The organism is Streptomyces sp. NPDC049887 (assembly GCF_040656535.1).
In the GTDB taxonomy this organism is placed as follows: domain Bacteria; phylum Actinomycetota; class Actinomycetes; order Streptomycetales; family Streptomycetaceae; genus Streptomyces.
Genome location: NZ_JBFAMM010000036.1, coordinates 1 through 20,721, shown reverse-complemented (window position 1 = coordinate 20,721; position 20,721 = coordinate 1). Strand labels below are relative to the sequence as shown.

Annotated in this window: 18 protein-coding genes and 2 pseudogenes; 14 read left to right on the top strand and 6 right to left on the bottom strand. The window is 72.3% G+C overall.

The features are described from left to right. Positions 1-2: 2 nt before the first annotated feature. From murG to AB0J10_RS30430, 8 genes are all read left to right on the top strand, one after another. A complete protein-coding gene (gene murG, locus AB0J10_RS30465) occupies positions 3-1,091 on the top strand; it encodes an undecaprenyldiphospho-muramoylpentapeptide beta-N-acetylglucosaminyltransferase (protein WP_363066108.1) in 1,089 nt (362 codons plus the stop codon). Between the two features lie 21 nt (positions 1,092-1,112). Then, positions 1,113-1,913, top strand: coding sequence for an FtsQ-type POTRA domain-containing protein (locus tag AB0J10_RS30460; RefSeq protein ID WP_363066106.1), 801 nt, complete (start codon positions 1,113-1,115; stop codon positions 1,911-1,913). A 280-nt stretch (positions 1,914-2,193) separates the two neighbouring features. Continuing rightward, positions 2,194-3,399: a cell division protein FtsZ gene (ftsZ, locus tag AB0J10_RS30455; RefSeq protein WP_363066104.1), complete on the top strand. Its 1,206-nt coding sequence runs from the start codon at positions 2,194-2,196 to the stop codon at positions 3,397-3,399. A gap of 28 nt (positions 3,400-3,427) precedes the next feature. Beyond that, the gene (gene pgeF / locus AB0J10_RS30450; RefSeq protein ID WP_363066102.1) at positions 3,428-4,153 is read left to right on the top strand and encodes a peptidoglycan editing factor PgeF; all 726 of its coding nucleotides are present in this window, start codon (positions 3,428-3,430) and stop codon (positions 4,151-4,153) included. Beyond that, entirely contained in the window at positions 4,150-4,869 is a 720-nt protein-coding gene (locus AB0J10_RS30445) for a YggS family pyridoxal phosphate-dependent enzyme (protein ID WP_363066100.1), read from the top strand. The genes pgeF and AB0J10_RS30445 overlap by 4 nt, the downstream gene beginning before the upstream one ends. A 134-nt stretch (positions 4,870-5,003) precedes the next feature. After that, a complete protein-coding gene (gene sepF, locus AB0J10_RS30440; RefSeq protein WP_363066098.1) occupies positions 5,004-5,663 on the top strand; it encodes a cell division protein SepF in 660 nt (219 codons plus the stop codon). Between the two features lie 77 nt (positions 5,664-5,740). Further along, a complete protein-coding gene (locus tag AB0J10_RS30435; protein WP_017947448.1) occupies positions 5,741-6,037 on the top strand; it encodes a YggT family protein in 297 nt (98 codons plus the stop codon). Between the two features lie 49 nt (positions 6,038-6,086). Beyond that, positions 6,087-7,169 (top strand): DivIVA domain-containing protein, encoded by a 1,083-nt coding sequence (locus tag AB0J10_RS30430; protein WP_138055847.1) that lies wholly within the window; start codon positions 6,087-6,089, stop codon positions 7,167-7,169. A 340-nt stretch (positions 7,170-7,509) separates the two neighbouring features. Here the strand turns inward: AB0J10_RS30430 and ileS are convergent, their stop codons facing one another. Further along, positions 7,510-10,665 (bottom strand): isoleucine--tRNA ligase, encoded by a 3,156-nt coding sequence (ileS, locus tag AB0J10_RS30425; protein WP_363066096.1) that lies wholly within the window; start codon positions 10,663-10,665, stop codon positions 7,510-7,512. A gap of 576 nt (positions 10,666-11,241) precedes the next feature. Between ileS and AB0J10_RS30420 the strand changes: the two genes are divergently transcribed. The 5 genes from AB0J10_RS30420 to AB0J10_RS30400 all read left to right on the top strand — a co-directional run bounded on the left by AB0J10_RS30420 (position 11,242) and on the right by AB0J10_RS30400 (position 15,980). Continuing rightward, positions 11,242-12,450 (top strand): TraR/DksA C4-type zinc finger protein, encoded by a 1,209-nt coding sequence (locus tag AB0J10_RS30420; protein ID WP_363066094.1) that lies wholly within the window; start codon positions 11,242-11,244, stop codon positions 12,448-12,450. 106 nt (positions 12,451-12,556) lie between these two features. Next, complete coding sequence (lspA, locus tag AB0J10_RS30415) at positions 12,557-13,117, top strand: signal peptidase II (RefSeq protein WP_363066092.1); 561 nt, start codon at positions 12,557-12,559, stop codon at positions 13,115-13,117. Positions 13,118-13,285: 168 nt separating this feature from the next. Continuing rightward, the gene (locus AB0J10_RS30410; protein ID WP_363066090.1) at positions 13,286-14,227 is read left to right on the top strand and encodes an RluA family pseudouridine synthase; all 942 of its coding nucleotides are present in this window, start codon (positions 13,286-13,288) and stop codon (positions 14,225-14,227) included. Then, positions 14,224-14,733: a GNAT family N-acetyltransferase gene (locus tag AB0J10_RS30405; RefSeq protein ID WP_363066088.1), complete on the top strand. Its 510-nt coding sequence runs from the start codon at positions 14,224-14,226 to the stop codon at positions 14,731-14,733. Before AB0J10_RS30410 ends, AB0J10_RS30405 begins: the two co-directional genes overlap by 4 nt. A gap of 500 nt (positions 14,734-15,233) precedes the next feature. After that, entirely contained in the window at positions 15,234-15,980 is a 747-nt protein-coding gene (locus AB0J10_RS30400) for an SDR family oxidoreductase (protein ID WP_363066086.1), read from the top strand. 288 nt (positions 15,981-16,268) lie between these two features. Here AB0J10_RS30400 and AB0J10_RS30395 read toward each other — a convergent pair whose 3' ends face one another. Next, complete coding sequence (locus AB0J10_RS30395; protein WP_363066084.1) at positions 16,269-17,360, bottom strand: mechanosensitive ion channel domain-containing protein; 1,092 nt, start codon at positions 17,358-17,360, stop codon at positions 16,269-16,271. Between the two features lie 23 nt (positions 17,361-17,383). On the opposite strand from AB0J10_RS30395, the gene AB0J10_RS30390 reads away from it, so the two are divergent. Further along, on the top strand, positions 17,384-17,974 hold the full coding sequence (locus AB0J10_RS30390) for a dienelactone hydrolase family protein (protein ID WP_363066082.1): 591 nt from the start codon (positions 17,384-17,386) through the stop codon (positions 17,972-17,974). 236 nt (positions 17,975-18,210) lie between these two features. Here the strand turns inward: AB0J10_RS30390 and AB0J10_RS30385 are convergent. The 4 genes and pseudogenes from AB0J10_RS30385 to AB0J10_RS30370 all read right to left on the bottom strand — a co-directional run. Beyond that, a pseudogene (locus AB0J10_RS30385) lies at positions 18,211-18,357 on the bottom strand (transposase); the annotation flags it as partial. A 47-nt stretch (positions 18,358-18,404) separates the two neighbouring features. Then, on the bottom strand, positions 18,405-18,815 hold the full coding sequence (locus tag AB0J10_RS30380) for a Rid family hydrolase (protein ID WP_363066080.1): 411 nt from the start codon (positions 18,813-18,815) through the stop codon (positions 18,405-18,407). 87 nt (positions 18,816-18,902) lie between these two features. Then, a complete protein-coding gene (locus tag AB0J10_RS30375) occupies positions 18,903-20,480 on the bottom strand; it encodes a serine/threonine-protein kinase (RefSeq protein ID WP_363066078.1) in 1,578 nt (525 codons plus the stop codon). A gap of 38 nt (positions 20,481-20,518) precedes the next feature. After that, positions 20,519-20,721 (bottom strand): annotated as a pseudogene (locus tag AB0J10_RS30370) (alkaline phosphatase); the annotation flags it as partial.

Sequence of the window (20,721 nt, the reverse complement as noted above, 5' to 3'; positions counted from 1 at the left end):
CGGTGCATGTCGTACTCGCCGGCGGGGGGACCGCCGGCCACATCGAGCCCGCGCTCGCCCTCGCGGACGCCCTGCGGAGGCAGGATCCGACGGTGGGCATCACGGCCCTCGGTACCGAGCGCGGCCTGGAGACCCGGCTCGTCCCCGAGCGGGGCTACGAGCTGGCGCTGATCCCCGCCGTGCCGTTGCCGCGCAAACCGACGCCCGAGCTGATCACCGTCCCGGGCCGGCTGCGCGGCACGATCAAGGCCGCCGAGCAGGTCCTGGAGCGCACGAAGGCGGACGCCGTCGTGGGCTTCGGCGGTTATGTCGCGCTGCCGGGGTACCTGGCGGCCAAGCGGCTCGGGGTGCCCATCGTCGTCCACGAGGCCAACGCCCGCCCGGGCCTGGCCAACAAGATCGGTTCGCGGTACGCCGCCGCGGTCGCCGTGTCGACGCCCGACAGCAAGTTGCGAGGCGCGCGCTATGTCGGGATCCCGCTGCGCCGCTCCATCGCCACCCTCGACCGGGCCCGCGTCCGGCCCGACGCGCGTGCCGCCTTCGGCCTGGACCCCAACCTGCCGACACTGCTGGTCTCGGGCGGTTCGCAGGGGGCCCGCCGCCTCAACGAGGTGGCCCAGCAGGTCGCTCCGCTGCTCCAGCGCTCCGGTATCCAGGTCCTGCACGCGGTCGGGCCGAAGAACGAACTGCCGCACGCGGACAACATGCCCGGGATGCCGCCGTACATCCCGGTACCGTACGTGGACCGGATGGATCTCGCGTATGCCGCGGCCGACATGATGCTGTGCCGTGCGGGCGCCATGACGGTCGCCGAACTCTCCGCCGTGGGCCTGCCCGCCGCGTACGTACCGCTGCCGATCGGCAACGGCGAACAGCGGCTCAACGCGCAGCCCGTGGTGAAGGCCGGCGGCGGACTGCTGGTCGACGACGCCGAGCTGACCCCCGAGTGGGTCCAGGGCCATGTGCTCCCGGTGCTCGCCGATCCGCACCGGCTGTACGAGATGTCCCGTGCCGCGGCCGAGTTCGGGCGCCGGGACGCAGACGATCTGCTTGTCGGAATGGTCTACGAGGCGATGGCCTCGCGCCGATAGGCACGGCGAAGGGCAGGGAGCATGGCCGGACCGACGACCGCCGAACGCGGCACCCGCAGGCCGAACGGACCTTCGTCGCCCGGCCGGCTCCGCAGGGGCCCGGTTCCGCGCCGCCCCCGGCTCCCCGCCCCCCGGTTCCTGCTCCCGCTGGTCGCCGCCGCCGTTCTCGCCGGCGGCGGCCTGTGGGTGCTGTACGGCTCCTCCTGGGTACGCGCCGAGCGGGTGGAGGTCTCCGGTACGCGGGTTCTGACGCCCCGTGAGGTCGAGGGGGCGGCCGGTGTGCCGCTGGGCACCCCTCTGGTCGCCGTGGATCTGGACGCCATCGAGAGCCGGCTCCGTGACCGGCTCGCGCGCATCGACTCGGTCGAGGCCGAACGCTCCTGGCCGCACGGAGTCGTGCTCCGGGTGACGGAGCGGGTGCCCGTCCTCCTCATGCGCAAGGGTGCCCGGTTCGTCGAAGTCGACGCCAAGGGCGTTCGGTTCGCCACGGTGGACAAAGCGCCCGAAGGCGTACCGCTCGTGGAGATGGCGGCGAACCGGTCACCCAGTGCCGCGCGCTTCGGGGGCCGGAGGCTGTTGAAGGGGGCGGCCCTGGTCGTCTCCCAACTCCCCGCCTCGATCGCCGGGGACCTCCGGAGCGTACAAGTCATTTCGTACGATTCCCTCACTCTGAAGTTGACGCGCGGTCGAGAGGTGATGTGGGGCAGCAGCGAGTACGGCGAGGTCAAGGCCCGTACGCTCACCGCCCTGATGAAGGCCGCTCCCCGCGCCCGCCGATTCGACGTGAGCGCCCCCACCGCCCCTGCCGCGTCGGCGAGTTGACGCACAAATGCGCAGGCCAGCACCCTGGTTGGGCAGCGCGACGGCTGATCACATAGGGTGAAAAGAAAAACGGGAGGTTCGGCGTGTTCGTTGAACGCACGCCACTTGTCGACTTAGTGTCTCGTTCGAGAGAGTCCAGGAAGCAGAGACACTGGTAACCCTAAACTTCAACGTTAGGGTTTGGGTCGGCATTTCGGACCGTCCCAATCGGCATCCGTCGTCGCGGCGCGGCCACCACCGCGAAGCGGCGACTCGTAACTCGAGGCGAGAGGCCTTCGACGTGGCAGCACCGCAGAACTACCTCGCAGTCATCAAGGTCATCGGTGTCGGCGGCGGTGGTGTCAATGCCATCAACCGAATGATCGAGGTCGGCCTCAAGGGCGTCGAGTTCATCGCGATCAACACCGACGCGCAAGCCCTGTTGATGAGCGACGCCGACGTCAAGCTCGACGTCGGCCGCGAACTCACCCGCGGGCTCGGGGCCGGAGCCAACCCGGCAGTCGGTCGCAAGGCGGCAGAGGACCACCGAGAGGAGATCGAGGAGGTCCTCAAGGGGGCCGACATGGTCTTCGTCACCGCCGGCGAAGGCGGCGGCACCGGTACCGGCGGCGCACCCGTCGTGGCCAACATCGCGCGTTCGCTCGGCGCCCTCACCATCGGCGTGGTCACCCGGCCCTTCACCTTCGAGGGCCGCCGCCGCGCCAACCAGGCGGAGGACGGCATCGCCGAGCTCCGCGAAGAGGTCGACACCCTCATCGTCATCCCGAACGACCGGCTGCTGTCCATCTCGGACCGCCAGGTCAGCGTGCTCGACGCGTTCAAGTCCGCGGACCAGGTGCTGCTGTCCGGTGTCCAGGGCATCACCGACCTGATCACCACGCCCGGTCTCATCAACCTCGACTTCGCCGACGTCAAGTCCGTCATGTCCGAGGCCGGCTCCGCCCTCATGGGCATCGGCTCGGCCCGCGGCGACGACCGCGCGGTGGCCGCGGCCGAGATGGCGATCTCCTCGCCGTTGCTGGAGGCGTCCATCGACGGCGCCCGCGGTGTGCTCCTCTCGATCTCCGGTGGCTCCGACCTCGGCCTGTTCGAGATCAACGAGGCCGCCCAGCTGGTCAGCGAGGCCGCCCATCCCGAGGCCAACATCATCTTCGGCGCCGTCATCGACGACGCGCTGGGCGACGAGGTGCGGGTCACCGTCATCGCGGCCGGCTTCGACGGCGGACAGCCCCCCGCCCGCCGCGACAACGTGATCGGTTCCTCCTCCGCGAAGCGCGAGGAGCCCGCCCCGGCCGCCCGGCCGGAGCCGGCCCGCTCCCTCGGCGGACTCGGCACCGTGCCGTCGCGCGAGGAGTCCGCCCCCGCGGAGCCGGCCCCCGCGGCTGGTGAGGCCTCCGTCCCGCAGACCCCGTCGCCGCAGGTGCCGCCGGCCCGGCCGTACGACAGCTCGGCCGAGGAGCTGGACGTCCCGGACTTCCTGAAGTGATCTTGAAGTGATAGGCGAGCACAACAGAGTGAGCGGCGCCCACTTCGCCTTCACCGACCGGTGGGGCGGGGTGAGCGCCGCTCCGTACGACGAGCTCAACCTCGGCGGCGCGGTCGGTGACGACCCCGTCGCCGTCCGTACGAACCGGGAGCTGGTGGCCGGGCGGCTGGGCATCGACCCCGGGCTCGTCGTCTGGATGAACCAGGTGCACGGCCGGGACGTCGCCGTCGTCGACGGGCCCTGGACCGGCCCGGACGTCCCGGCCGTCGACGCGGTGGTCACCGCCCGGCGGGGGCTTCCGCTCGCGGTCCTCACCGCCGACTGCACACCGGTACTGTTCGCCGACCCGGTGGCCGGAGTGGTGGGCGCGGCCCACGCCGGACGCCCCGGGATGGTCGCCGGGGTGGTGCCCGCCGCGGTCGAGGCGATGGTCCGGCTCGGCGCCGAACCGGCCCGCATCACCGCCCGGACCGGGCCTTCGGTCTGCGGGCGGTGCTATGAAGTGCCCGGGGCCATGCGGGCGCAGGTCGCCGAGGCCGAGCCCGCGGCCTGGGCCGAGACCGGCTGGGGAACCCCGGCCGTGGATGTCGCCGCCGGAGTGCACGCCCAGCTCGAAGCCCTCGGCGTGGGTGACCGGAGTGCGTCGCCGGTCTGCACACTGGAGTCGGGAGACCACTTCTCCTACCGACGCGACCGCACCACCGGCCGGCTCGCCGGATATGTCTGGCTGGACCGGGAGAGAGACGACGCATGACCGACCGCAGAACCGAACTCGCCGAGAACCTCGCGCGGGTGGAGGAACGTATCGCCTCCGCCTGTGCCGCGGCCGGGCGCAAGCGGGAGGAGGTGACCCTCATCGTGGTCACCAAGACCTATCCCGCGAGCGACGTGCGCCTGCTGCACGAACTCGGTGTGCGGCACGTCGCCGAGAACAAGGACCAGGAGGCGGCCCCGAAGGCGGCTGCCTGCTCGGATCTGTCGCTCACCTGGCACTTCGTCGGTCAGCTTCAGACCAATAAGGCCCGTTCCGTTGCCGGTTATGCCGATATTGTGCAGTCCGTGGACCGGCCGAAGCTCGTCCGCGCCCTGTCCGCGGCGGCGGTCCGTGCCGAGCGCGAACTGGGCTGCCTCATCCAGGTCGCCCTCGACGCGGAGTCCGGGCAGCAGGGCGTCCGCGGCGGCGTCGCGCCCGGCGACATCGGGGAGTTGGCCGCCGCGGTGGACGGGGCCCCTGGGCTCCGGCTCGACGGGCTGATGACGGTCGCCCCGCTCGAGGGGCCTTTCGCGGGGCGTCAACAGGCCGCTTTCGAGCGCCTGATGGAATTCTCATCCCGCCTGCGCGTGAACCGTCCGGCTGCGAACATGGTGTCGGCAGGGATGAGTGCGGACCTCGAGGAGGCCGTGGCGGCCGGGGCGACACACGTGCGCGTCGGTACGGCGGTGCTCGGAGTCCGACCCCGGCTCGGGTAACGTCGCGAAGCAAGTCGGACCACAGCAGAAAATATGGTCATTTCCGTCGAAAGGCGGACAGGCCGAGTGGATCGCGGGCACTTGGTGACGTAGCCGAACGAAGCCGATCCACCACAGAGCGGAGGACTCAGAGAATGGCCGGCGCGATGCGCAAGATGGCGGTCTACCTCGGCCTCGTGGAGGACGATGGGTACGACGGCCGGGGATTCGATCCCGACGACGACTTCGAACCCGAGATGGAGCCGGAGCCCGAGCGGGACCGTCGGCGCCACCAGCCCCCGCATCAGGTGGAACGGGAAGAACCGGTGCGCGTGGTCCAGCCCCCGGCGCCGCGTGAGTCCGCGCCGCGACCGGCCCACGGGTCCGCACCCGTGTCCGCGTCCCTGTCCACTCCGCTCTCCGCGGAATCCGGACGTCCCGCACGAATCGCCCCCGTGGCATCCATCACACCCGAACGTCCCAGTCTGGAGAAGAACGCACCGGTGATCATGCCCAAGGTTGTGTCCGAGCGGGAGCCGTACCGCATCACGACGCTGCACCCGCGGACCTACAACGAGGCCCGTACCATCGGGGAACACTTCCGCGAGGGCACCCCGGTGATCATGAATCTGACCGAGATGGACGACACCGACGCGAAGCGACTTGTCGACTTCGCCGCGGGACTCGTCTTCGGCCTCCATGGCAGCATTGAGCGGGTGACTCAGAAAGTCTTCCTCCTCTCGCCTGCTAACGTCGATGTCACGGCGGAGGACAAGGCCCGCATCGCAGAGGGCGGGTTCTTCAACCAGAGCTAGAACGAGCCAGAACACGACCGAGGGAACAACCCGGCCGCCAGGCCGGCAACGAGAGCCAGGGGAGAGGGAAGCGCGGGATGAGCGTCGCACTGCAGGTGATCTACATCGCTCTGATGTGCTTCCTCATCGTGCTGATTTTCCGGCTGGTCATGGACTACGTCTTCCAGTTCGCCCGCTCGTGGCAACCCGGGAGGGCGATGGTGGTCGTCCTGGAGGCCACCTACACTGTCACCGATCCACCGCTCAAGCTTCTGCGGCGGTTCATTCCGCCGCTGCGTCTCGGGGGCGTGGCACTCGATCTGTCCTTCTTCGTTCTGATGATCATCGTTTACATCCTGATCTCCGTCGTGAGCAGCGTGGGGAGAGGGATGTGAACGACACGGTCTTGCCGACTGCCGACGACTACGTAGAGGTGAAGTAGAGATGCCGCTGACCCCCGAGGACGTGCGGAACAAGCAGTTCACGACCGTCCGCCTCCGAGAAGGCTATGACGAGGACGAGGTCGATGCCTTTCTCGACGAGGTCGAAGCCGAGCTGACGCGCCTCCTCCGAGAGAACGAGGACCTGCGCGCAAAGCTGGCGGCGGCGACCCGTGCGGCCGCGCAGAACCAGCAGCAGCAGGGCATGCGCAAGCCGCCGGAGCCGCAGGACGGCCGCGGTCCCGGCGCTCCCGTGCCCGCCGCCATATCCGGACCCCCCGTCCAGCAGCAGCCCCCGCAGATGGGTCCCCCCCAGCTGCCCGGTGGAGCTCCTCAGCTGCCGGCCGGTCCCGGTGGTCACGGTCCCCAGGGACACCCTCAGGGTGGTCCGATGGGTCCCGGCCCGATGCAGGGCGGTCCCATGGGTGGTCCGATGGGCGGTCCCATGGGCGGTCACGGTGGCCCGCAGCTCCCCGGCCAGGGCCCGGGCGGCGACAGTGCCGCGCGTGTGCTGTCGCTGGCACAGCAGACCGCCGACCAGGCGATCGCGGAGGCCCGTTCCGAGGCCAACAAGATCGTCGGCGAGGCGCGGTCCCGTGCCGAGGGCCTGGAGCGGGACGCCCGCGCCAAGGCCGACGCGCTGGAGCGGGACGCGCAGGAGAAGCACCGCGTCGCGATGGGCTCGCTGGAGTCCGCCCGCGCCACGCTCGAGCGCAAGGTCGAGGACCTGCGCGGCTTCGAGCGCGAGTACCGCACGCGTCTGAAGTCGTACCTGGAGAGCCAGCTGCGCCAGCTGGAGACCCAGTCCGACGACTCGCTGGCACCGCCGCGGACCCCGGCGGCAGCGTCGCTGCCCCCGTCCCCCTCGATGGCCCCGGCCGGCGCCGGCGCCCCCTCCTTCGGCGGGAACCAGGCGATGGGCGGCAACCAGGGCATGGGCGGCGCCCCGTCGTACGGCGGTCAGCAGCAGATGTCTCCGGCGATGACCCAGCCGATGGCACCGGTGCGGCCGCAGGGCGGTCCGCAGCCGATGCAGCAGGCGCCGTCGCCGATGCGCGGTTTCCTCATCGACGAGGACGACAACTGACGGCGGGCCACGGCGGGGAGCGCGCTCGGCCGTCGGCAGGCTGAAACGGGCCGGGCCCGGGACCAACGTCCCGGGCCCGGCCCGTTCTTGCGCCCGGGACTTCGGCGCCGGGCGCCGCGCTTCGGGGGGCGGGCCGGGCACATGGGCGCGACCTTGCCCGTGCGGGGGCGTGGTCCCTGGCGCCACGCCGCGGCCCGCCCCGCGTACGGCGAGGTCCGTGGCCCGCGTCGACGGTCCGTGCCGAAGGTCCTGCCCCGCCGGTGTGTGCCGCACGCGCGGGGCATGCGAAAGGGTCCGGCCCCCGAAGGGACCGGACCCACGATGCGGGGCGCGGTGCGGGTTACGCCTTGCGGAGGCGGAACGTCAGCGACAGTCCCTCGTCCGTGAACGGGGAGCCGTACGCGTCGTCGCCCTCGCCCGTCGCGAAGTCCGTGGCGAGGACCTCGTCCGCGATCAGACCGGAGTGGTCCGTGAGCGCCGAGGTGACCTCGGCGTCCGAGGACGACCACCGGAGCGCGATGCGGTCCGCGACGTCCAGGCCGCTGTTCTTGCGTGCCTCCTGGATCAGCCGGATCGCGTCACGGGCGAGACCCGCCCGCCGCAGCTCCGGGGTGATCTCCAGATCCAGCGCGACCGTGGCGCCCTGGTCGGAGGCGACCGACCAGCCCTCGCGCGGGGTCTCGGTGATGATGACCTCCTCCGGGGAGAGGGTCACCTCCTCGCCGTTGACGGTGATCACGGCCGAGCCGGACCGCAGCGCCAGGGACAGCGCCGCCGCGTCCGCCGCGGCCACGGCCTTCGCGACATCCTGCACGCCCTTGCCGAAACGCTTGCCCAGCGCCCGGAAGTTCGCCTTCGCCGTCGTGTCGACCAGCGATCCGCCGCCCGCTGGACCAGCGGAGGAATCAGTCAGCGACGCCAGGGAGGAGACGTTGAGCTCCTCGGTGATCTGCGTGTGCAGCTCGGGCGACAGGGAGTCGAAGCCCGGAGCCGCGACGAGTGCCCGCGACAGCGGCTGGCGGGTCTTCACGCCCGACTCCGCGCGCGTGGCGCGGCCCAGTTCGACCAGCCGGCGGACCAGTGCCATCTGCTGGGACAGCTCCGGGTCGACGGCGGAGAGGTCGGCCTCCGGCCAGGCCGTGAGGTGCACGGACTCCGGGGCGTCCGGCGTCACCGGGACCACGAGGTCCTGCCACACCCGCTCCGTGATGAACGGGGTGAGCGGGGCCATCAGCCGAGTGACTGTCTCGATCACGTCGTGGAGGGTGCGCAGCGCCGCCGCGTCACCCTGCCAGAAGCGGCGGCGCGAGCGGCGTACGTACCAGTTCGACAGATCGTCCACGAAGGACGAGACCAGCTTGCCGGCGCGCTGGGTGTCGTACGCCTCCAGCGCCTGCGTCACCTGGTCGACCAGTGCGTGCAGTTCGGAGAGCAGCCAGCGGTCCAGCACGGTGCGCTGCGCCGGCGCCGGGTCGGCGGCGGACGGCGCCCAGCCCGAGGTGCGGGCGTACAGCGCCTGGAAGGCGACGGTGTTCCAGTAGGTGAGCAGCGTCTTGCGCACGACCTCCTGGATGGTGCCGTGGCCCACCCGGCGGGCCGCCCACGGCGAGCCGCCCGCGGCCATGAACCAGCGCACGGCGTCGGCGCCGTGCTGGTCCATGAGCGGGATCGGCTGCAGGATGTTGCCGAGGTGCTTGGACATCTTGCGGCCGTCCTCGGCGAGGATGTGGCCCAGGCAGACCACGTTCTCGTACGACGACTTGTCGAAGACCAGCGTGCCGACCGCCATCAGCGTGTAGAACCAGCCGCGCGTCTGGTCGATGGCCTCGGAGATGAACTGCGCCGGGTAGCGCTTCTCGAAGATCTCCTTGTTGCGGTACGGATAGCCCCACTGCGCGAACGGCATGGAGCCGGAGTCGTACCAGGCGTCGATGACCTCGGGCACCCGCGTCGCCGTCCGGGCGCACTCCGGGCAGGCGAAGGTGACCGCGTCGATGAACGGGCGGTGCGGGTCCAGGCCCGACTGGTCCTCCCCGGTGAGCTCGCCCAGCTCGGCGAGCGAGCCGACGACGGTGAGGTGGTTCTCCTCGCAGCGCCAGATCGGCAGGGGGGTGCCCCAGTAGCGGTTCCGTGACAGCGCCCAGTCGATGTTGTTGTTGAGCCAGTCGCCGTACCGGCCGGTCTTGACCGAGTCGGGGAACCAGTTGGTGTTCTCGTTCTCCTCGAGGAGCCGGTCCTTGATCGCGGTCGTGCGGATGTACCAGGACGGCTGCGCGTAGTAGAGCAGTGCCGTGTGGCAGCGCCAGCAGTGCGGGTAGCTGTGCTCGTACGGGACGTGCCGGAAGAGCAGGCCGCGGGCGTCCAGGTCCTGGGTGAGCGCCTCGTCGGCCTTCTTGAAGAAGACGCCGCCGACCAGGGGCACGTCCTCCTCGAAGGTGCCGTCGGGGCGGACCGGGTTCACCACGGGGAGCCCGTAGGCGCGGCAGACCTTGAGGTCGTCCTCACCGAAGGCGGGGGACTGGTGGACCAGACCCGTGCCGTCCTCGGTCGTGACGTACTCGGCGTTGACCACGTAGTGCGCCGGGGCCGGGAACTCGACGAGCTCGAACGGCCGGCGGTAGCCCCAGCGCTCCATCTCGGAGCCGGTGAAGGTCCGGCCCGTGGCCTCCCAGCCTTCGCCGAGGGCCTTCTCCAGCAGCGGTTCGGCGACGACCAGCTGCTCCTCGCCGTTCGTGGCCACCACGTAGGTGACCGCGGGGTGGGCGGCCACGGCGGTGTTGGACACCAGCGTCCACGGGGTGGTCGTCCAGACGAGCAGCGAGGCCTCGCCCGCGAGCGGGCCGGAGGTCAGCGGGAAGCGGACGAAGACGGACGGGTCGACGACGGTCTCGTAGCCCTGGGCGAGCTCGTGGTCGGACAGGCCGGTGCCGCAGCGCGGGCACCAGGGGGCGACGCGGTGGTCCTGCACGAGCAGGCCCTTGCCGAAGATCTCCTTCAGGGACCACCAGACGGACTCGATGTACTCGGGGTCCATGGTGCGGTAGGCCTCGTCGAGGTCGACCCAGTAGCCCATGCGGGTCGTCAGTTCGGCGAAGGCGTCGGTGTGGCGGGTCACGGACTCGCGGCACTTCGCGTTGAACTCCGCGATGCCGTACGCCTCGATGTCCTTCTTGCCGTTGAAGCCGAGTTCCTTCTCCACGGCGAGCTCGACCGGCAGACCGTGGCAGTCCCAGCCGGCCTTGCGCGCCACGTGGTAGCCCTGCATGGTCCTGAAGCGCGGGAAGACGTCCTTGAAGACGCGGGCCTCGATGTGGTGGGCGCCGGGCATGCCGTTGGCCGTGGGCGGCCCCTCGTAGAAGACCCACTCGGGGCGGCCCTCGGACTGCTCGAGGCTCTTCGCGAAGACCTTGTTGTCGCGCCAGAAGTCGAGCACGGCGTGCTCGAGCGCGGGCAGGTCGACCTGGGCGGGCACCTGGCGGTATTGCGGCGGCGTCATGTACGGGCTCCTCCAACGGAGTGTGTCTCTTCCGTCGGAGGGACGAGAGCCGATGCGCTGTGCTCCCGCGGTACCACCCTCCTTGGCCCTCCGGCACACGGCCGGACAGCCCCCTCATTGGGGTCGCGATGCCGGTTCTACTGGCCCTGGGCTGCCCCGGGCGTTCTTCCGGCGGCTCCGGGGTGATCCTTCGCACCGCGCTCGCCCCCGGGCTCTCACCGTCCCCGGGTCGCTCATGGCCGCGTACGACGCTACTCGTCCCCATCCACGCCTTTCGCTTCGCCCAGTGTACGGGCCCGGGGGCCTGGGGGCCGACCGGATTTCCCGGCCGGCGTACGCGCCGGGGGCTGCGCCGCGCATGACCCGAATGGCCACACGGGGCCCGTCGGATCCCGTGTGGCACCCGCCCGGCGGATTAGGGGCCGGGGAGCTGGGCACAACGGATGCAGGCTCGCGTTGGGGAAGGCGCGGGGCGGGCCGGACAGGCGGCGTGCCCCGTTGCCGCGGCGCTGGGGTCGATTTATCGTCCCAGCACGATTCGCGAGCAAGATCACAATATGTGAAGGGGCCGCGGCCATGGTGGCGAAGAAGACCGCCGTGAAGAAGACGGCGTCAGCGAGGTCCACCGCCGCTGCGGGGGCGGCGGCCAAGGAGGCGAACGGCAAGAAGAGCGCCGTCGCGAAGAAGACCACCAGGAGGGTGACCAAGACGGTCCCCTCCGGCGCGAACGCGCACGACGCGGCCGGGGCCAAGCCCGCGGAACCCGCCAGGAAGGCCGCGCGCAAGACCACGGCGGCGGCGGCCAAGCGGTCCGCCGCCGGCCCGTCCGCGGGCGCCGGGAAGCCCGCGGCGGCGAGGAGCCCGAAGGGCCACGCCCGGGAGCACCCGGACGAGGGGGCGGGGAAGCGGCGCGCGGGCGCGGCCGCGGAGCCGGCGATCGAGGCCGCGGAGGCACCGGCGAAGGAGCCGGGCCGGAAGGCGGCGAGGAAGGCGACCGCGCGGGCCGCCGCGAGGGCCGGCGCCGGTTCGGGGGGCACGGGTACCGGGGGGTCCTCGGGAAAGGGCTCGAAGGCCGCTGACGCCGGATCGAGGACCGCCGGTGGCAGGAAGACCGCCGCGGGCACGCGGAAGACCGCGGCCGCGCGGAAGACCGCGGCCGGCGGGGAGACCGCGGCGCCCTCGGCGGCCGCGGCCGCGAAGGCGCCGGGCAGGAAGGCGGCTGCGAGGGCAGGCGCCAGGAAGGCCGCCACGGCGGCCGGGAAAGCGGTCGAGGCCGCGGAGCAGACGGGAGCCAGGACGGTGGCAGCCAAGAAGAGCGCGGGCGGGTCCGGTACGGCCACGAGGGACACCGCGTCGCCGGTGCCGCCGGCCCGTGTCGCCGCGGCACCGGGAGACCTCGCGGTACGGCCCGGGGAGGACCCGTGGACGCCGGAGGAGGTCGCCGAGGCTCGCGCCGAGCTGGATAGCGAGCTGGCCCGGCTGCGGGCCGAGATCAGCCACTCCGAGGAGGCGCTGACCGGGCTGATGCGGGACTCCGGGGACGGAGCCGGGGACGACCAGGCCGACACCGGCACCAAGAACATCACCCGGGAGCACGAGATGGCGCTGGCCGCCAACGCCCGCGAGATGGTCGAGCAGACCGAGCGGGCCCTGCACCGGCTGGACGCGGGCACGTACGGCCTCTGCGAGATCTGCGGGAAGCCGATCGGCAAGGCGCGGATGCAGGCGTTCCCCCGGGCCACCCTGTGCGTGGAGGACAAGCAGAAGCAGGAGCGGAGGAGCTGAGCTGAGCCACCCCCCGGCTCCGGGCCGCGGCACGGTGTCCGGAGCCGGTCCCGCACGTGTGTGCCGTACCCTCGTGACCAGTCAGCACCTAGGTTGAGGGACTCACGTGGCAGAGGCGGAGCGCATCATCGGTACGCCGGACGTAGACGACGAGGCCGCGGCTCCCGCCGAGCGGCCCAGGGGCGGGCGCCGGATCTTCGCCCTGTTCGCCGTGGCCGCCGTGGCCTACGCGCTGGACCTCGCCACCAAGATGGTGGTCGTCGCCAAGCTGGAGCACCACCAGCCGATCCAGGTGATCGGCGACTGGCTGCGCTTCGAGGCGGTCCGCAACCCCGGAGCGGCGTTCGGCTTCGGGGAAGCGTTCACGATCATCTTCACGATCATCGCCGCGGTGGTGATCGTGGTGATCGCGCGGCTGGCACGCAAGCTCTACAGCCTGCCGTGGGCCATCGCGCTCGGCATGCTGCTGGGCGGGGCGCTGGGCAATCTCACGGACCGGATCTTCCGTTCGCCGGGGGTCTTCGAGGGCGCGGTCGTCGACTTCATCGCGCCGAAGCACTTCGCCGTGTTCAACCTGGCCGACTCGGCGATCGTGTGCGGCGGCATCCTGATCGTGATCCTTTCCTTCAAGGGCCTGGACCCGGACGGCACCGTCCACAAGGACTGAGGCCGGCCGGGCTCCGGCCGCGGTGATCACGGGGACCGAGCCGGCGCCGGGGGCCGCGCTCCGGGCGGCCCCGAGTCCGGTTGTCCACAGGGGCCCGGCCGGGCGGCCCGGGGCCCGGTTGTCCACAGGCGGACCGGGTCACAGGGACCGACAAGGCATACTCGACGGGTGAGCACGATTCCCGAAACCCGCACCCTGCCCGTTCCCGACGGTCTCGAGGGCGAGCGCGTCGACGCCGCCATATCGCGCATGTTCGGCTTCTCCCGGACGAAGGCGGCCGAGCTCGCCGCCGCGGGCAAGGTCCAGGTCGACGGCTCGGTCGTGGGCAAGTCCGAGCGGGTGCGCGGCGGGGCCTGGCTCGAGGTCGAGATGCCGCAGGCGCCCGCCCCGGTGCAGGTCGTCGCCGAGCCGGTCGAGGGCATGGAGATCGTGCACGACGACGAGGACATCGTCGTGATCGTGAAACCGGTCGGTGTGGCGGCCCACCCGAGTCCCGGCTGGACCGGACCGACGGTGATCGGCGGGCTGGCCGCGGCCGGGTACCGTATCTCGACCTCGGGCGCCGCGGAGCGGCAGGGCATTGTGCACCGGCTGGACGTCGGCACGTCCGGGCTGATGGTGGTCGCCAAGTCGGAGCGCGCGTACACCCTGCTGAAGCAGCAGTTCCGGGAGCGCACGGTCGACAAGCGGTACCACGCGCTGGTGCAGGGCCACCCGGACCCGCTGAGCGGCACCATCGACGCGCCCATCGGCCGCCACCCCCAGCACGACTACAAATGGGCCGTGACCGCGGAGGGCAAGCCCTCCGTGACGCACTACGACCTGATCGAGGCGTTCCGCGCCGCGTCACTGCTGGACATCAAGCTGGAGACCGGCCGCACGCACCAGATCCGGGTGCACATGTCCGCCCACCGGCACCCGTGCGTCGGCGACCTCACCTACGGCGCGGACCCGACGATGGCGCGCCGGCTGGGGCTGACCCGGCAGTGGCTGCACGCGGTGCGCCTGGGCTTCGAGCACCCCGCCGACGGCCAGTGGGCCGAGTTCGGCAGCGACTATCCGCAGGACCTGCAGGCGGCGCTGGACCGGATCGCGGCGGAGAGCGCATGAGCGGGGAGGCGGAGCGTCTGCCGGAGGGCGTCGCCCCGGGTGGTTGTGCCGTGCGGGAGGCGACGGACCCCGCGGACCGTGAGGCCTGCTTCGCGGTGCGCAAGGAGGTCTTCGTCGTCGAGCAGCGGGTGCCGCAGGAGATCGAGTACGACGCGTACGACGCCGAGGGCGCGGACACCGTCCACGTCCTCGCGGTCGGCCCGGACGGCCCGCTGGGCACGGGCAGGCTGCTGTACGGCCCGGCGGCGGCCGGCAAGACCGGCGGCGACCCGTCGGTCGGATCGCTGGGACGGCTCGCGGTGACCGGGGCCGCGCGCGGCAGGGGCGTCGGGGCGGCGCTCGTCCGCGCGATCGAGTCCGCGGCCCGCGAGCGCGGCCTCACCGCGGTCGACCTGCACGCGCAGACCCATGCGCTCGCGTTCTACGAGCGCCTGGGCTATGAGCCCTACGGCCCCGAGTTCCCGGACGCGGGCATCCCGCACCGGGCCATGCGCCGAGCGCTCTGACGGCCCTTCGCCCGAGTCCCGCCCGCCGCGCCCGCACGCCCCCGCCGGACTCCGAAGTGCCCGTTGTCAGGGCGGCGAAGGTTTCCCCCGCCCGGGCCGGTGACGCCCGCTCGGCAGACGAGCCGGGCGGGCGTCAGGCGGGCGAGTCGGGAGAAGCGTGCGGCCCCGCTGGAGCGGTGATCGTCGGAGAACCGTCCGCCGGCAGCTGCTCGCGGACCAACCGACCCTGTTGTTCGTGCTGTTGCCGGGGGCCGTCCGGGCCGCTCGGGGAGCGGCCCGGACGGCCCGCGCCGGTACCGAGGACGCGCTGTCGGCCGCCCGGCCCCAGGTGCCGACGGTCGGCGGACGAGCCGTGCCGAGGGTCGCCGACCGCGCCTTGCCGCACCCGGACGTCCGCAGTCTGCGCTGAGCGCCTCCACTCGGGCGCGCACGCCGCGCACCGGCCGCGCGGGGCGGTTTCGGACCGGCCCCAAGTGTTCGGCCGGTCGTAGGATCGGCTCATGGCGCGCACCGTGGTGATCAGTGGCGGGGGTACGGGAATCGGGCTCGCGACGGCGGAGGTGTTCGCCGCGGACGGCGAGCAGGTACTGCTGCTGGGACGCCGCGAGGAGGTGCTCGCGCGGGCCGCCGGGCGGATTCCCGGCGCGCGCTACTGCGCCGCGGATCTCAGTGAGCCCGAAGGGGCGCGCCGCGCCGCGGCGTTCGCCGCCCGGGAGTACGGCACGGTGGACGTGCTCGTCCACAGCGCGGGCGGCAACGGCGGGCTGGAGGACCGGCCGGAGCACGAGGACCCGCTGGAGGCGGTCGCCCACGACTGGACCATCAACTTCGGCCTCAACACCCTCACCGCCGTGCTCCTCACCGAGGCCCTCGAGAGCCATCTCGCCACGCCCGGCGGCCGCGTGCTCTTCCTCAGCTCCATCGCGGCCTACCGGGGGTCCGGTTCGGGCGCGTACGCGGCGTCCAAGGCCGCCCTGCACCCGTACGCGCACGACCTGGCCCGCCGGCTCGGGCCACGCGGCATCACGGTCAACCTGGTGGCGCCCGGCTACGTCGAGGAGACCGGCTTCTTCGGCGACGGGATCGGCGAGGACCGACGCAGGCAGCTCATCGCCGAGACGTCCACGGGCCGGCCGGGCCACCCCGGTGACGTGGCCCGGACCCTCCACTGGCTCGCCTCCCACGCGGCGTCCCACATCACGTCCCAGGTCGTCCAGGTCAACGGCGGTGCGGAGCGCGGCCACTGAGGGCTGTCCCGTCATCACCGGTGGATCAGCGGGCGGCGTCGGATGGGGTGCATCGGAAGGCGGAGGGCCGTCCTCGTACCGGGCACCTCGGCCCCGGAGGGCCGGGGGCCGACCCCACGCGCCGGACACGTCTCCTCGACGGGCCACCCCTGCCCGACGCGGCAGCGGCGGCAGTCAGGGGCCGTCGGCCGCCACTGGCGACGTCCACGGCCACTGACGGACGGCCGCCCGTGCTCCCGTGCGCCGCCCCCACCCCGGGAGGGCCCGGGGCGGTACCGGCCCGCCCCGCTACCCGCGGCCGGTCCGCTGCGCCGGGGTGTCGGGCTGGGTGTGCGCGGCGGGCGGGGCGACCGCCTGGGACGTGGCGATGCGCGGGAGGGCGTACGGGTGGTGGTCGCAGAGCCAGGCGATCAACTGCTCGCGCACGGCGCACCGCACCGTCCAGATGTCGTCCGCGTCCTTCGCGGTGACGACGGCCCGGACCACCATCGTGTTCGGCGTGGTGTCCGTGACGGCGAGCGACCAGTCCCGGCCGTCCCAGGCCGGGCACTCGCGCAGCACCTCGTGCAGCTTCTCGCGCATCTCGTGCATCGGTGCCGTGTGGTCGAGGTGGAAGAAGACCGTCCCGGTCATCTGCACACCGCCGCGCGACCAGTTCTCGAAGGGTTTGCTGGTGAAGTACGACACAGGCATCGTGATCCGCCGCTCGTCCCAGGTCCGCACCGCGAGGAAGGTGAGGGTCACCTCCTCCACCGTGCCCCACTCGCCGTCCACGACGACGGTGTCCCCGATGCGCACCATGTCACCGAAGGCGATCTGGAAGCCGGCGAACAGGTTGCCCAGCGTGGACTGGGCCGCCACACCGGCGACGATGCCGAGGACACCGGCGGAGGCCAGCAGCGACGCCCCCAGCTTGTTCATGCCGGGGAAGGTGAGCAGCATCGACGCGACGGCCACCACGGCGACCACGGCGGTGACGATCCGCTGCACCAGTGCGACCTGGGTGCGCACCCGGCGCACCCGTGCCAGGTCCCGGGAGGTGGCCGCGAAGCGGGAGTACGAGGCCTCCACCACGGCGGCGGCGATCCGCACCACCAGCCACGCCGACGCGGCGATGAGGACGAGGGTCAGGACATGGCCGATCAGGCCCTCGTTGTCCTCGACGACCGCGATGGCGGTCTCCGTGTAGGTCCCTCGCAGCAGTGCGGTCAGCACCACCACCTGCAGCGGAACCCGGCAGCGGCGCAGCAGGCCCCACAGCGGCGTCTCGCTGTGCCGGAGGTCCGCACGGCGCAGCAGCAGATCGGTGACCCACCCGAGCAGCAGCGTGAGCAGGACGGAGCCGACGAGGACGATCAACGGACGAAGCACGTTCTCCATGCCCTCGAACGTAACCTGACCGCATGGACATCATGCTTTTCCATTCGGCGTACGGACTGCGCCCCGCCGTGCTCGCCGCCGCCGAGCGCCTGCGAACGGCGGGCCACCGGGTGTGGACCCCGGACCTGTTCGACGGCCGGGTGCACGACTCCGCGGAGGAGGGCAGGGCGTACAAGGACGAGGTCGGGGTGGACGAGCTGCTGAAGCGGGCGATCGTGGCCGCCGCGCCGCACTCGGAGCGCGGACTCGTGTACGCGGGGTTCTCGCTGGGGGCGGCCATCGCCCAGAACCTCGCACTCGGCGACGAGAAGGCCCGAGGGCTCCTGCTGCTGCACGGCACGTCCGACATCGCGGAGCAGGCGCACGTGGAGGACCTGCCCGTGCAGCTGCACGTCGCCGATCCGGACCCGTTCGAGCCGCACGACTGGCTCACCGCCTGGTATCTGCGGATGGGCAGGGCCGGGGCGGACGTCGAGGTCCACCGCTACCCCGGTGCGGGCCATCTGTACACCGATCCGGACCTCCCCGACCACGACGAGGAGGCGGCGGACCGGACGTGGCGCGCCGCGCTCGGCTTCCTGGAGGCGCTGGGGGAGGCCGAGGGGCCCGAGTGACCGCTTGACCGGCGGGTTCGCGTGGCCGAGGGGTCCGGGCGGCGCATCCGGGAGGTCCGGCGTCGGGAGGGGCCGCCGCTCGGGTTCCCGGGGAGCCGGGCAGTTGAGCAGCCGCCTCGGGCCGGGTCCCCGGCTTGGTGAAGCGGAACTCGGGGCCGTGCTCGGGCGGTCGTCTGTCTGTCCCCGGTGACCGGGCGGCTTCGGCAGCCGCATGACGCGGCCGGATCGGACCCGGCCAATTCGATCCGTCCACGATCGAGCCCGCCGCACATCGCTCCGTGGCCACGGCGGTGCTCCGGCAGCAAGGTCAGGTCCACCGCAGCCTCCACCGCCCCGCCCGTGCACAGCGCATCCGGCAGTTCGAACGGCTCATCGCGCCGGGCGGGCTACCGAGTTCGAGGCGCCGTTCGACACCTGAGGACGAAGAGGCTCAGTCGGGCAGTGACGCGGTGAGGTCGACCTCGATGAGCTGTCCTGTGAAGCCGAGTTGTGCGACACCCAACAGTGTGCTGGCGGTGGTGAACGCCGGGCCGAGCGCTGAGTCGGTGAGCCGACGCCAAGCGACGCCCAGGACGTCTCTGTCGTCGCTGCGCACGTAGATCACGGAGCGGACCACGTGTTGCGGCTCGGCATCCACCGCGGCCAAGGCGGCGAGCGCGTTCGCGACAACCTGGTCGACCTGTACCTCAAGCGATCCGGAACCGACGAGGGAACCGCTCCGATCGAGCGGGCACTGCCCCGCCAGGTAGGCCGTACGACCAGTCTCCACAACGGTGATGTGGTGATAGCCGGGCGTCTCGTGCAGCTGCTCGGGATTGATACGAGTGATCTTCGCAGTCATGCTCGCGAGTCTGACCGGCGTGCTGCCGGTGCGCATCGCGATTTGTCCCGAGCAGCGCTCGCAGCAGCCGGAAGGTCGAAGAACAAGCTAGTCGCGCCCGCAGCGACCCGACGGGTTGCCCGCCGGGGGACGGCACTGGAGCGCTGAGTCGGCCGCGTGGGAACTGAGATAGCGGCCGAGGCAGGTGTCGACCGTGGTGCGGTCGCGTTCGGCGCAGAACCTCACCGCGGCGCGGCCGTCGTCGAACGGCCCCTCGGCGTAGATCACCCAGTATCCGGGGCGCAGTGACGCGTAGTCGTCGCTGCGCAGGTACCTGGCCTCGGGGACCGTCTCGCGGATCCGGGCGAGCCGGACGTCACGGGCGGCCGTGCCGGACCCGACGGGTTCGGAGAAGAGCTGCGCGATCCAGCGGCCCGAGGACGGCGGGGGCGCGGCGGGATCGGCCGGAGCGCTCGCCGTCGCCGGTGCGGTGACGGTGACCGTCGGGGCCGGCAGCGCCCTCGGACCCGGTGCCGGACTCGAGGCGGGTGCGGCGGAGGCGTGGACCGAAGGGACCGATGCCCCGCCCGGGCCCTTCGCGTCGTCCGTGGCCCGTCCCCCGGGATCCCGCAGCACCGAGCCGGCCGCGACGGCGGCCGTGATCGCGAGGGCCACGGCGACGGCGGCGGCGGCGAGGGGCACACGGTTCGCCCGCCCGCCCTCCGGGCGCCGCGAGGACGGCCGGGGGGCCGCCGGCCGCGGGCTGTCCTGCTGGGTCGGCACCGGCGGAACCGGTCCCGGTCCGGGCGGCGGTGTCGCCGTCGTCATGGTGGGCTGGGTCCGGTACGGTGCCGTCCCCGTCTCGGCCTCGGCCAGCATCGCGTCCAGCCGTGCGGCGTCGGGCCGGGCCGCCGGGTCCCGTACGAGGAGGGCTTGGAGCACGGGTGCGAGCGCTCCGGAACGCACCGGCGGGGGCACCGGCTCGTCGAGCACGGCCGCCAGCGTGGCCAGCGTCGTCGCCCGGCGCAGCGGACTGACGCCCTCCACGCCCACGTACAGCACCAGGCCGAGCGACCAGAGGTCGGACGCCGGGTGGTCGTCACGGCCGCGCACCCGTTCAGGCGCCATGTACTCGGGCGAGCCGATCAGTTCGCCCGTCTCGGTCAGAGCGGTCGAGCCCTGCAGCGCCGCGATCCCGAAGTCGGTGAGCACGGCGGTGTCGCCGCCGCTGCCGGCGTGCCCGTTGGCACCTGCCGGGCGCATCAGGACGTTGGCCGGTTTGACGTCCCGGTGCTGGATGCCGGCCGCGTGCGCGGCGCGCAGTGCGGAGAGCACCTGCCGTCCGATGCGCGCCGCCTCCGGCGGGGTCAGCGGCCCCTGGGCCAGTCGGTCCTGGAGCGAGGCCCCGGGAACCAGCTCCATCACGATCCACGGATGCGGTTCGGCGTCCACGATGTGATGGATCGTCACCACATGGGGGTGGCTGAGTCGGGCGAGAGCCCGGGCCTCGCGCAGCACGCGCTCGCGCACGGCCTCGGAAGCGGAGGCGCCGGATCTGACCGCCTTCAGGGCCACTTCACGGTGGAGCACGGTGTCGCGGGCCCGCCACACCGTGCCCATGCCTCCGCTGCCGAGCCTCTCGATCAGCTCGAACCGCCCGTCGACCAGTTCCCCCGGCGCATTCATGGCGCCAGATTAGAGGAACCGTCACGGGGAGTGCGGCCTCAGCGCACCGGCTGGTTGACGCGCTCGACCTTCTGCGTTCCGCTCAGCGTCCGGTACGAGCGTGCCCAGGCCGCGGTCGCGTCGGGGCGGGCCTTGTCGGAGACGGTGTAGTAGTCCATCTGCGACCGTTCGGAGGTCACGTCGAGGACGCCGTAGCCGTGGTGGTCCATGTCGAGCCACTTCACATGGCGGTTCGCGACCT